The sequence below is a fragment of the Streptomyces sp. NPDC002306 genome (assembly GCF_053593435.1).
In genome coordinates this window covers 1-12,512 of record NZ_JBSFCK010000079.1, presented here as the reverse complement: position 1 = coordinate 12,512, position 12,512 = coordinate 1, and the positions used below count along the sequence as shown (strand labels likewise).

The window sequence follows — 12,512 nt, the reverse complement described above, 5'->3', positions numbered from 1 at the left end:
CTGCCACTGACACACCTTGACAGCCATACGTTGCCCGGAACAGAACCCCGAACGGCGCGTCACGACAGGGCGAACGTTGCCTGATGCGGCACTAGGCACGGGCGAGGACCGCGATGGCCTGGACCACCTCAGAATCGGTGGGAAGTTTGCGGTGAGCTGCCGCATCGGTGCGAAGGATGTTCGCCAGCACCATGGCGTCCAGGTGATCGGGCTTTTTGCGGGAGACCGTGTGCCGGTCCCGGTAGCGGGCGGCGGCCATCGGATTGATGGCGTAGACGGGGCGGCCCGTTGCCCGCAGGCAGGAGACCAAGAGTCCGCGGGAGGTCTCGATGGCCACCGGGATAGGATCCTGCGGGTTATCGCCGTGCTCGGCGAGCATCCAGAGCACCTGGTCGAGTCCTTACCCCTCCCCCGATCAGCGGTCGCTGAAATTGCTCAGTGGTACATTTCGAGCAATGAATGCTCTCACCTGCCTTCTATTTTGACTGGCATGCTGAACCGGTTGTAGAGGCCAAGATACGATCTTGCTGGTTGGATCTCAGTGGGCCCTAGTGCCAGGCTCGGTGATACTGAAGATCCGGATAGTCTACGAATCCATCACTAAACATGCGAAAATTAGGAGTGAAGTCAAGTGACGCGCATGAAAGCCGTGAAATATTTGCTCTTTATCGCCTCCTGTGTAACCTTAGCCGACTTGGTGGTGATGCCGCTGAATAGCGCGCGAACTTTCATTGTTTCGGCCGACATTGAACCGAATCATATTGAATATCCAAATATTCACTTGCACTTGGAGCAGGGAAACAGTGAAGATTTCAGTAATTGGATACGCTCATTTCTCAACCCATAAGGGACCTCGAGCAGGGGCTCGGATTAGAAATAGGTTTTCGTAGTTAAGTAGTGGAGAGGTAGGTGTGGCCCTGATTGATACGGTGAGCAGTATTGTGCGCCGACTTGACTATGGTCACGAGGTCGACCAGGACATTCAGCCCTTTCCAGCCTCAGGTTGAGGCGTGGTGAAGGACGACGACGGCTTTGACGATGTTGGTGATCCGGTTAGTTCTGCAGCGGAATTTACGTAGAAGGCGTCAGCCTTTCAGGGTGGCCATGGCTTGTTCGCCGAGGCACCGGATTTTGGCGTGGGTGCTGTTGGGCTGTTGCTTCCAGCGTTTAGGTCGGCGGCCCCGGAAGGGTATGTATGCGGACGTAACGGCTGGCTTCTTGGCATGCCTAATAGGCACTGTGGATGGCAGTTACCGGTCCTGGCAGGGGTCGGGCGAGACGTCTGGACTGTATGCAGCGCCTGGGAGTGCTTCGACAAGAGGGACGCGTGCATGGCCTCTGCCGCTTCAAGCCCGGTCGCCATACCGTGCCGTGGTTCGAGCCGTTCCCGGGAACATCTCGCCTGCCGGATCGGTGACGACCTGGGCGTTCACGCCGTGCCGGCAGTGCTTGGCCGTCGCCCACGCGGACCAGGTGATCCACTTGCGGGTCAAGTTCGTCGATGGGCTTGAGCCTTGAGTATTTTTTTGACCCAACCCTAACGAATCCATATTCCGCGTTTCGAATTCGCTCGACCTTTGCCCTCAGTTGATTTACTTCCGGGGTTCACTTTTAATGCTCCTGGATGGGGTAGAGTTGTAATCCGGAATCAAGATGCTAGTTGCCGGCCTAGTGGATTGAATATGACCCTTCAAGGGCTGTCGGTGGAGTCATGCGTGAACTAGTTTCATTGGTCGCGGCTATTCGCTTTTCTGTTAGTGTCGAGTCCGGGCGTGAGCTGCACATACGGCCGTTCCTTTGGTGTATTGATCGGCATGGCTATCAGCTGTGCGGTGATGTGGGGGGCGGTCAGGCCGATTTGCTTCAGGATCTGATCCCGGGTGGCGTGGCCCAAGAAGACCTGGGGGATGCCGAAGTTCCGGAGCGGCAGATCTACGCTGGCGTCCCGCAGGGCCTGGGCCACGGCGGAGCCGACGCCGCCCGCGCGGCCGTTATCCTCGACCGTGACGACCATCCGGTGCTCGGTGGCCAGTCGGGGCAGGGCTGGGTCGACTGGTTTGACCCAGCGCGGGTCGACGACTGTGGCGGTGATGCCCTGAGCGTCGAGCAGGTCGGCCGTCTCCAGACAGACCGGGGCCATCGCACCGACAGAGACGATGAGTATGTCGGCGCGGCGGTCGCCGTGCTCGTACGAAGTGTTCTCGCGGAGCACGTCCATGCCGCCGATCCGGCCGACCGCCGGGACAGCGGGGCCGACGGTGCCCTTGGAGTAACGGACCACAGTCGGGGCGTCGTCCACCTCGACCGCCTCGCGCAGTTGGGCGCGGAGCTGGTCGGCGTCGCGGGGGGCGGCGAGCCGCAAGCCGGGGACGACCTGGAGGATCGACATGTCCCACATGCCGTTGTGCGATGCGCCGTCGTTGCCGGTGACGCCGGCGCGGTCGAGAACGAAGGTGACGCCGAGCTTGTGCAGTGCGACGTCCATCAGGACTTGGTCGAAGGCCCGGTTCAGGAAAGCCGCGTAGACCGCGACCACTGGGTGCAGCCCGCCGATGGCCAGGCCAGCCGCCGAGACGGCGGCGTGCTGCTCGGCGATGCCGACGTCGAAGATCCGGGTCGGGTACGCCTTGGCGAACGAGGCTAAGCCGACCGGGTGCAGCATTGCAGCAGTGACCGCCACCAGGTCCTTGCGCTCTCGGCCGAGGGCGACCATCTCCTTGCCAAAGACCGATGTCCAGTCCTTGCCCGAGATCTTGATCGGCAGGCCGGTCTCCGGGTGGATCACGCCGACCGCGTGGAAGCGGTCCTCGTCGTGCTGCTCGGCGGCATGGTAGCCGCGGCCCTTCTCAGTCAAGCAGTGCACGATCACCGGGCCGCCGAAGCCGCGCGCCTTGGTGAGAGCGGACTCCAGCGCGGTCAGGTCGTGGCCGTCGATCGGGCCGATGTACTTGAGACCGAGGTCCTCGAACATGCCCTGCGGGGCGATCAAGTCCTTCAAGCCCTTCTTGGCGCCGTGCAGGGTCTCGAACAGCTGCTGACCGACCGCGGGGGTGCGTTGCAACTCGTCCTTGCCCCAGGACAGGAAGCGCTCGTAGCCCTGGGTGGTGCGCAGGGTGGTGAGGTGGTTGGCCAGACCGCCGATGGTTGGCGAGTAGGAGCGTTGATTGTCGTTCACGACGATGACGATGGGCAGGTCCTTGGTGTCGGCGATGTTGTTCAGCGCTTCCCAAGCCATGCCGCCGGTCAGTGCGCCGTCGCCGATGACCGCGACCACCGGGCGGTCGTGATGACCCTGCAGCTGGTTGGCCTTAGCCAGGCCGTCCGCGTAGCCGAGTACGGTGGAGGCGTGCGAGTTCTCGATCACGTCATGCTCGGACTCAGCGCGGGACGGGTAGCCGGACAAGCCGCCCTTCATCCGTAGCTGCGAGAAGTCCTGCCGACCGGTGAGCAGCTTGTGTACGTAGCTCTGGTGGCCGGTATCGAAAAGGATCCGGTCGCGCGGCGAGTCGAAGACCCGGTGCAGCGCGATGGTCAGCTCGACCACGCCGAGGTTCGGACCGAGGTGGCCGCCCGTCTTGGAGACCTCCTCGACCAGGAAGGTACGGATCTCTTTCGCCAGGACCGCCAGCTCGGTAGGGGTAAGGGCGCGGAGATCGCGAGGGCGGCGGATCCGATCGAGCAGGGCCCGTCCCGGCACGGCGTCGGTGGCACTGGTACTGGTGGTGTCTTCGGACCGAGGTCGGGATTGTTCGTTGAGGTTCGGAGGGTCGGAGCTGTGAACGGCATGGACGGTTCGGCTGGTGGTCATTGCGGGTCACCTGGTGCGCTGGATGACGTAGTCGGCGAGCGCGGTGAAGTGTTCGCGGACCGGTTCAGGCATAGCGATCTCGTCCAGTGCAGTCAGGGCATTGTCGCGCTGGCGGCGGGCCTGGTTTTGGGCCCAGGCGCGGCCGCCGGCCGTCTCGATCAGTTCGGCGAGGACCGCGAGTTGAAGTTCGCTGTCGCCGTGGCCGGGGGCTGCGAGGAGGTGAGCGAGCCGCCGGGAAGCGGTCCCGCCCTGGGCGAGGGCGGCGCAGACCGGTATGGATTTCTTGTTTCGGCGCAGGTCGCTCCACCGGGGTTTACCGGTGACGGCCGGATCGCCCCAGATGCCCAGCAGGTCATCGACGGCCTGGTAGGCGGCCCCAAGGCGGTGGCCGAAGCACTCAAGGGCGTCGGCGGTGTGGTCGTCTGCGCCGACCAGGACCGCGCCGATCGAGCAGGCGCAGGCCAGCAGAGCACCGGACTTGCCATCCTCCATGTCCAGGCATTTTCGGAGACTAATCCTGTCGCGGTGTTCGTAGGCGAGGGCTTGGGCCTGGCCGTTGACGAGACGGCAGTTAGCGGTGGAGAGCCGTTGGAGGGCGCGGGTGGTGTTGTGTGTTGTGGCGCCGCTGGCCGGCGCGCGCAGCAGGACGCGGGAGGCGAGGGCGAAGAGTGCGTCACCGGTGAGAACCGCCTGGGCGGGGCCGTAGACGGTCCAGGCGGTAGGGCGGCCGCGGCGCAGTTCGTCCCGGTCCATGAAGTCGTCGTGGAGAAGGGAGAAGTTGTGTATCAGTTCGACCGCCACCGCGCCGGGTACCCCTGTTCGAGGGTCTGCGCCTGCAGCCATGGTTCCCAGCAGAGTCAGGGCCGGCCGGAACGCCTTGCCGCTGCCACCGTCAGTGATGGGGCGGCCGCGGGGGTCCCCCCAGCCGAGGTGGTAGGCGGCGATGGTGTCCATCGGAGCGGCCAGCGTGGCAACGGCCTCGCGCAGGGCGGGGGTGTACACGGCGCGGGTGTGTTCCAGCAGGGCGGGTACGGACAGCAGCGGCATGGGGACGGCAGACAGGGTGTTGGTCATGGCGGATACCTCGTGGCGTGGTGGGCGGGTCGGCCGGGTACGGGTCAGCCGATCGCGGTGACGATGGGCTGGCGGACGGCGCCGGACCCGGGGCCCTCCTCCTGTACTTGGGCGGCGAGTTTGAAGGCCTCCTCGATCAAGGTCTCGACGATCTTCGACTCGGGCACGGTCTTGACTACCTCGCCCTTGACGAAGATCTGGCCCTTGCCGTTGCCGGAGGCAACGCCGAGGTCGGCCTCGCGGGCCTCGCCCGGGCCGTTCACGACGCAACCCATGACCGCAACCCGGAGCGGCACCTCCATGCCCTTCAAACCGGCGGTGACCTCCTCGGCGAGTTTGTAGACGTCCACCTGGGCGCGGCCGCAGGACGGGCAGGAGACGATTTCCAGGCCGCGCTGACGTAGGTTCAGCGACTCCAGGATCTGGTTGCCGACCTTGACCTCCTCGGCGGGCGGCGCGGAGAGCGAGACCCGGATGGTGTCCCCGATCCCTTCGGAGAGCAGCGCGCCGAAGGCGACCGCCGACTTGATGGTGCCCTGGAAGGGCGGACCGGCCTCGGTGACACCAAGGTGCAGCGGGTAGTCGCAGGATGCCGCGAGCTGGCGGTAGGCATTGATCATCACGACTGGGTCGTTGTGCTTGACCGAGATTTTGATGTTACGGAAGTCGTGTTCCTCGAACAGAGAGCACTCCCAGAGCGCGGACTCGACAAGCGCTTCCGGTGTGGCCCGGCCGTACTTCTCCAGCAGTCGCTTGTCGAGCGAACCTGCATTGACGCCGATCCGGATCGGCACGCCCGCGTCCTTAGCGGCCTCGGCGATCTCGCCGACCTTGTCGTCGAACTGCTTGATGTTGCCCGGGTTGACCCGGACCGCCGCGCAGCCGGCCTCGATCGCCGCGAAGACGTACTTGGGCTGGAAGTGGATGTCGGCGACCACCGGGATGTTCGCCTTCTTGGCGATGATCGGCAGCGCGTCCGCGTCGTCCTGGGTGGGTACCGCGACCCGGACGATCTGGCAGCCCGAGGCGGTGAGCTCGGCGATCTGCTGGAGGGTGGCGTTGATGTCGGCGGTGATTGTGGTGGTCATCGACTGGACGGAGATGGGCGCGTCGCCGCCGACCGGGACGTTACCGACCATGATCTGCCGGGAGACGCGGCGGGTCGCCAGCGGCAGGAGTGGCAGGGCAGGAATTCCGAGCAGGACCGCAGTCATGGGCGTTGTCCTCTCTGTTGCTGTCTGCCGGTGGGTCCCGTCTGCGCAGCAGGCGCATCTTCCGCCGTGCGTGCATGGCCGGGGTCGGCGGCCTCGGCGCGCAGGTTGCGGCGGAGCTCCTTGGGCAACGAGAAGATCAGGTGTTCCTCGGTGGTCCTGACGGTCTGGACGTCGTGGTAGCCGCGCTCGGCCAGGTAAGCAAGCACGCCCTCGACCAGGATCTCTGGGACGGAGGCGCCGCTGGTCAGGCCGACTGTTCGGGCGCCCTCCAGCCAGGCCTCGTCGATTTCGTCGGCGAAGTCCACCAGGTGGGCGGCTTTGGCGCCGTGCTCCAGGCCGACCTCGACCAGGCGGACCGCGTTGGAGGAGTTCGTGGAGCCGACCACGATCAGCAGGTCGGTCTCGGGGGCGATCTGCTTGACCACCACCTGGCGATTCTGAGTGGCGTAGCAGATGTCGTCGCTGGGCGGGCTGACCAGCAGCGGGAAGCGCTTTTTCAGCTCATCGACGGTGGCCATCGTCTCGTCCACCGAGAGTGTGGTCTGGGACAGCCAGACAACCTTGGACTCGTCCCTGACCTGCACGCCTGCGACGTCCTCGGCACCGTCCACCAGGTGGATCCGTTTGGGCGCCTCGCCTATCGTGCCGACGACCTCCTCGTGGCCTTCGTGGCCGACCAGCAGAATCTCGTAGTTCTCGTCGGCGAATCGGACGGCCTCCTTGTGCACCTTGGTGACCAGGGGGCAGGTGGCGTCGATGGTGGCGAGCTTGCCGATCTTGGCCTCGTCATGCACGGATGGGGCGACACCGTGCGCGGAGAAGATCACGATCGAGCCCTCCGGCACTTCCTGGGTCTCGTCGACGAAGATGGCGCCCTGCTTCTCCAGGGTCTGCACCACGAACTTATTGTGGACGATCTCCTTGCGGACGTAGACCGGCGCCCCGAACCGTTCCAGGGCGGTCTGCACCGTTGCCACGGCGCGCTCCACGCCCGCACACCAGCCACGCGGGGCAGCCAGCAGCACCCGGCGGTCGGCGCTCATCGTGTGCTCCTCCACGAGGTTCCGCTGTCGTCGAGCTGGGCCCACAGCACCCGCTCCGCAGGACTGGAGCGCAGTTGCGGCACTAACCGCTCCGACTGCCCGAGCGCCGGTCCGCACAGGCGACCGGGCCACGCCGGTCGCCAACGGCCCGGCACAGGGAGGGCTGTCGGCCGTCCCAACGCCAGGCCGACCGCCGCGAGGGGAGTACCCGACCTGGCAGCCATCGTGTTCAGCACATCGGCCGCCTTTTGGGCACGCCGGTACCGCCATGTCTTTCCCATACCGTTCACCTCTGATTGCTGGCGTGGTATTTCACGTGGACCGGCCGACGAGGAGCGCGGCCGCTATAGCGCTCAGTTCCTCGACGGCTGTCTCGTTGAAGCGGGCGCGGGTGAGGGTGGTCAGGCCGTGCTCGATTCGGCGGTGGGCCTCCCAGGCGGCCCGTTCTCTAGCCGACAGCCCCGGCAACGAGGAAGCCGATCCGGGTCAGGTCCTCGTCGATCCCGGCGACCTGTTCATCACGGTTGCGGTCCTCGGCGGCCATGACGGTGCGCAGCTTGATGCTGGCGCGATTGGGAGGCGAAGAGTGCAGCCACGATCGGCTAGGTCTTCTTGCGCGTGCGGAGAACGTTGAGGACGGGTTTGCCGGCGTCGCCGGTGCCGGCGAGGACGTGGTCGATGATTTGGAAGGCGAAGCCGAACTTGTGGCCGGCCCGGGCCAGGGTTTAGGCGGCGAGTGGGGGGTGCGTCGGTGTGGATAGCGCCGATGGAGAGGGAGCAGGAGATGAGGGAGCCGGTCTTGTCGGCGGCCATGGCCTTGTATTCGGACCTGGTAACCATGTCGGATCCGGGCCAGGGGCAGTGTTCGAAGGCGAGGTTCTGGGCTTGCCTTTGGCACAGCCGCAGGAACGCGTCGGCCCGGTGTCGGCGCTGTTCGTTGTGGTCCATAATGTCGTCGTCGATCAGGGAGAAGACCTGCATCAACTCGACCGCGACGGCTCTGGGGATGGCCTCTTTTGCGGATTTTCCCACCGCCAGGGCGGAGCAAAGCATCTTCCCGTCCCCGCCGTCGGTGCCGCACCACTTGAACGCGTGCGCGCTCATCAGCGCGAGTCTGGCATCCAGTGCCGCGACGGCGGGCCGGGGTTTCGGCACCACGTCAGGGGCGCGGCTGAGGACGGTCGGATGGGGTCGTGCCGCCATCGTGGGAGCGGGAGATGTCAGAGCCATGGTTGTTTGCCGTTCGGTTCCGGGTGGCGTTGGGGCGGGATTTCGCGCTGATGCGGGGCCGGGGTGGTCCAGGTGTCCTTGCCGGTCAGCAGGGCGCCCAGGTCACCCGGGCCGCACTGCTCGACTGCCTGGTCGAGCTGTTCGCCCATCAGGTCGTCGTAGACTGGCCGCTCGACCGAGCGCAGCACGCCGATTGGGGTGTGTTGCAGGGTGTCGGCGTCGGCGATCCGGGACAGCGCGAAGGCTAGTGCCGGGTTGGGATGGTGGGCGTCGTGCACCAGCACGTCCGCCTGGTTGCCCTCGGTCAGTGGAGCCACGTGCAGCTCGCCGAGCGCGTCCCGGAAGACGCCCCGGCCGGCGAAAGTGACCGGCTGCCCGTGCTTGAGCCGGATCAGCGCCTTGTCCCTGGTGCTGGGGTCCTTGAGCGTCTCGAAGGCGCCGTCGTTGAAGATGTTGCAGTTCTGGTAGATCTCTACCAGCGCGGTGCCCTGATGCTCGGCGGCCGCCCGAAGCACCGACTGCAGGTGCTGGCGGTCCGAGTCGATGGTGCGGGCGACGAAGGTGGCCTCGGCGCCGATCGCCAGCGAAAGCGGGTTGAAGGGGTGGTCGAGCGACCCCATCGGGGTGGACTTGGTGATCTTTCCGACCTCGCTGGTGGGCGAGTACTGCCCCTTGGTCAGACCGTAGATCTGGTTGTTGAACAGCAGGATCTTCAGGTTGACGTTCCGTCGCAGCACGTGGATCAAGTGGTTGCCGCCGATCGACAACGCGTCGCCGTCACCCGTCACCACCCAGACCGACAGGTCCCGCCGGGAGGTGGCCAAGCCAGTGGCGATCGCCGGGGCGCGGCCATGGATGGAGTGCATCCCGTAGGTGTTCATGTAGTACGGGAAGCGCGAGGAGCAGCCGATACCGGAGACGAAGACGATGTTCTCCCGCCGGATGCCCAGCTCAGGCATGAAGGCTTGGACGGCTGCCAGGATTGCGTAATCCCCGCAGCCGGGGCACCAGCGCACCTCCTGGTCGGTCTTGAACTCCTTGGTGGTCTGCAGCATGTCGGCCTTGGGAACCAGCCGAAGGCTCTCCATCACTCCTCCTCCAGAGCGCCGATGGCGGCGGACAGCACGTCGGCCAACTGGGCCGCCGTGAAGGGCAGACCGCGCACCTGGTTGTAGGACTCGGCGTCCACCAGATACTTGGCGCGCAGCAACAGCGCGAGCTGACCCAGGTTCATCTCCGGCACGATTACCTTGTCGTACGCTTTGAGAATCGAACCCAAATTCGCCGGGAAGGGGTTGAGGTACCGCAGATGGGTCTGCGCCACCTCGCTGCCGTCAATCCTGACCTGCCGGACGGCAGCGGTGATCGGGCCGTAGGTAGAGCCCCAACCGAGCACCAGTACCCGGGCGTTGCCCGACGGGTCGTCGATCTCCAGGTCGGGGACGTCAATCCCGTCGATCTTGGCCTGCCGGGTGCGGACCATGAAGTTGTGGTTGGCTGGGTCGTAGGAGATGTTCCCAGTGCCGTCCTGCTTCTCGATCCCGCCGATCCGGTGCTCCAGGCCGACTATGCCGGGCACCGCCCACGGGCGGGCCAGCGTGGCTGGATCACGCTGGTACGGCCAGAACTCGCCGTCATGGTTCGGTCCCGTGGCAAAGTCCGGCTTGATCAGCGGGAGTTCGTCCACCTGGGGGATCCGCCAGGGCTCCGAGCCGTTGGCCAGGTAGCCGTCGCTCAGCAGGAAGACCGGGGTGCGGTAAACCACCGCGATCCGGGCCGCCTCCAGCGTGGCGTCGAAACAGTCGGCCGGGGTGGCGGGAGCCACGATCGGCACCGGCGCTTCACCGTTGCGGCCGAACATCGCCTGTAACAGGTCGGCTTGTTCGGTCTTGGTCGGCAGGCCGGTGGACGGGCCACCGCGCTGGATGTTCACTACCAGCAGTGGGAGTTCGAGCGAGACGGCGAGACCGATGGTCTCCGACTTCAGCGCCACACCGGGCCCCGAGGTGGTGGTGACACCCAGCGCTCCGCCGAAGGCGGCGCCGAGCGCGGCGCCAATCCCGGCGATCTCGTCCTCGGCCTGGAAGGTCCGCACCCCGAAGTTCTTGTGCCGGCTCAGCTCGTGCAGGATGTCCGAGGCCGGGGTGATCGGGTACGAGCCCAGAAAGACCGGAAGGCTGGAGCGCTGCCCGGCCGCGACCAGCCCGTACGACAGTGCCAGATTGCCGGAGATGTTACGGTAGGTGCCGAGCGGCAGCCTGGCCGGGGCCACCTCATAGGAGACCGCGAAGTCCTCGGTGGTCTCGCCGAAGTTCCAACCCGCCCAGAAGGCAACGACGTTGGCCTCGGCGATGTCCGGCTTGTTGGCGAACTTCCGCCGCAGGAAAGCCTCCGTGCCGTGGGTGGGCCGGTGGTACATCCAGGACAGCAGCCCGAGCGCGAACATGTTCTTGGCCCGCTCGGCGTCCTTCCGGGCCAAGCCGGAATCTTTGAGCGCCTCCAGGGTGAGCGCCGTCAGCCGCACCCGGTGCACGTGATATGCCTCCAGCGAGCCGTCGCCCAGCGGGTCGGCGGCGTAGCCGACCTTCGCCAGCGCGCGCTTGGTGAACTCGTCGGTGTTGGCGATGATCTCCGCACCGCGCGGCAGGTCGCCCAGATTGGCTTTGAGCGCCGCCGGGTTCATCGCGACCAGCACGTTCGGTGCGTCGCCGGGGGTGAGGATGTCGTGGTCGGCGAAGTGCAGCTGGAACGACGACACTCCCGGCAGGGTCCCGGCGGGCGCCCGGATCTCGGCGGGGAAGTTCGGCAACGTCGATAGGTCGTTGCCGAACGAGGCCGTCTCCGAGGTGAAGCGGTCGCCGGTGAACTGCATACCGTCACCGGAGTCCCCGGCGAACCGGATGATCACTTGGTCGACCCGCTGAACCTTAACCGAGGAAATGACCATGACTCTCCAGGCACGAAGCAGGAACCAACCGTGAACCTCGACCGGAAAATAGAAGGCTCCAGCCGCAATTTTCCGGTCTCCACGCAGATCACCACGCCATCGCGACCGGGCGGGGGAAGCACTCAAATCGAGTGAATCGCCTACGACCACCCTGAGCCTCGCCCCACCTCCACCGGGTGAGTATCCGGTACCCATACGAGGGGGTGCGCCTACGTCTTGGGGCAAGGAAACGGGGGAGCGTTGTGTCCGCGAGCCGGGCAGCATGGCAGGGCTGATTCAAAGTCCTGGGGGTCATGGAAACGTGCAGGTCGCTGAGGTGTGATGATCCTGCGGAAGCCCGTCACGAAGGCACCGAAGCTTCGGTTGATGGGGTGACCTTCCCAAGTCGCCCACTGCCGCCCAGCGTGGCGTGAACGATGTCGCCGAACGCCTGTCCGTTCTCCGTGATCCGTGAGATCGGCGGGGCGGCGCCATTCGCTGGGATCGGTCCTGCTCACTGCCTGCTGTGCGGTGCTGGTCGGGGCTCGCTCCTATCTGGCCGTGGGCCAGTGGCCCGCCACGCGCCGCAGGACGCACTCGCCCGCCTCGGCGTGCGCGCCGCCGGCCCGCTGGGCGTGCGCCGTACACCGTCAAGCTCCACCATCCGCCGCCTTCTGACCCTCGTATGTCCCGGCGGGCTTGCCAACCTGCTCGGATGTGACCCCGCTGGCAGCCGGCACCTGGCCGTGGACGGCAAGGCCGCCCGCGGCTCGCGCACGGACACCGGACTGGCCTCCCACCTGCTCTCCGCCGTCCTGGTCGGCGGACGTACCGTCAGCCAGCTACGCGTGCCGGACAAGACCAACGAGGTCACCAGCTTCACGAAGTTGCTGTCTCCGTTCGACCTGGCCGGTGTTGTCGTGGTGCCGACGCCCTGCACACCCACCGTGACCACGCCAAGTGGCTGGTGGAGGCGAAAAGGGCGCACTATCTGGTCAAGCGGAAGCAGTCGACGCTGCACTACACGCTGCGCTCACTGCCCTGGAAGGAGGTGACTGCCGCTACGACCGAGAGGCAGGACACGGGCAGCGTGAGACCCGGTCTGGGTCGGGTGGTCGGGGTCGTTTGATGCGGATGGCTTGGGTGCCGGCGTGGGTGGGTTGGGGCCAGGTGTAATGCTCAGCCCGCTTGAGCCAGTAGTTGGACATCTTGCGCTT

At 65.8% G+C, this 12,512-nt stretch carries 6 protein-coding genes and 4 pseudogenes; all 10 read right to left on the bottom strand.

The genetic code is table 11. The features are described 5' to 3' along the window. Positions 1-94: 94 nt before the first annotated feature. Positions 95-385: pseudogene (locus tag ACWCQK_RS40680) on the bottom strand (IS110 family transposase); the annotation flags it as partial. 613 nt (positions 386-998) lie between these two features. Beyond that, positions 999-1,193: pseudogene (locus ACWCQK_RS40675) on the bottom strand (IS5/IS1182 family transposase); the annotation flags it as partial. A gap of 533 nt (positions 1,194-1,726) precedes the next feature. Then, the gene (gene dxs, locus ACWCQK_RS40670; protein WP_451164110.1) at positions 1,727-3,808 is read right to left on the bottom strand and encodes a 1-deoxy-D-xylulose-5-phosphate synthase; all 2,082 of its coding nucleotides are present in this window, start codon (positions 3,806-3,808) and stop codon (positions 1,727-1,729) included. 6 nt (positions 3,809-3,814) lie between these two features. Further along, positions 3,815-4,882, bottom strand: coding sequence for a polyprenyl synthetase family protein (locus ACWCQK_RS40665; protein ID WP_451164108.1), 1,068 nt, complete (start codon positions 4,880-4,882; stop codon positions 3,815-3,817). A gap of 44 nt (positions 4,883-4,926) precedes the next feature. After that, complete coding sequence (gene ispG, locus ACWCQK_RS40660) at positions 4,927-6,096, bottom strand: flavodoxin-dependent (E)-4-hydroxy-3-methylbut-2-enyl-diphosphate synthase (protein ID WP_451164106.1); 1,170 nt, start codon at positions 6,094-6,096, stop codon at positions 4,927-4,929. Then, on the bottom strand, positions 6,093-7,139 hold the full coding sequence (locus tag ACWCQK_RS40655) for a 4-hydroxy-3-methylbut-2-enyl diphosphate reductase (RefSeq protein ID WP_451164104.1): 1,047 nt from the start codon (positions 7,137-7,139) through the stop codon (positions 6,093-6,095). Before ACWCQK_RS40655 ends, ispG begins: the two co-directional genes overlap by 4 nt. Before the next feature lie 312 nt (positions 7,140-7,451). Continuing rightward, positions 7,452-7,607, bottom strand: coding sequence for a hypothetical protein (locus tag ACWCQK_RS40650; protein WP_451164102.1), 156 nt, complete (start codon positions 7,605-7,607; stop codon positions 7,452-7,454). A 453-nt stretch (positions 7,608-8,060) separates the two neighbouring features. Next, positions 8,061-8,192: pseudogene (locus ACWCQK_RS40645) on the bottom strand (polyprenyl synthetase family protein); the annotation flags it as partial. Positions 8,193-8,434: 242 nt separating this feature from the next. After that, positions 8,435-9,457 (bottom strand): annotated as a pseudogene (locus ACWCQK_RS40640) (2-oxoacid:ferredoxin oxidoreductase subunit beta); the annotation flags it as partial. Further along, entirely contained in the window at positions 9,457-11,316 is a 1,860-nt protein-coding gene (locus ACWCQK_RS40635; RefSeq protein WP_451164100.1) for a 2-oxoacid:acceptor oxidoreductase subunit alpha, read from the bottom strand. The gene ACWCQK_RS40635 and the pseudogene ACWCQK_RS40640, both read right to left, overlap by 1 nt. Positions 11,317-12,512: the final 1,196 nt, after the last annotated feature.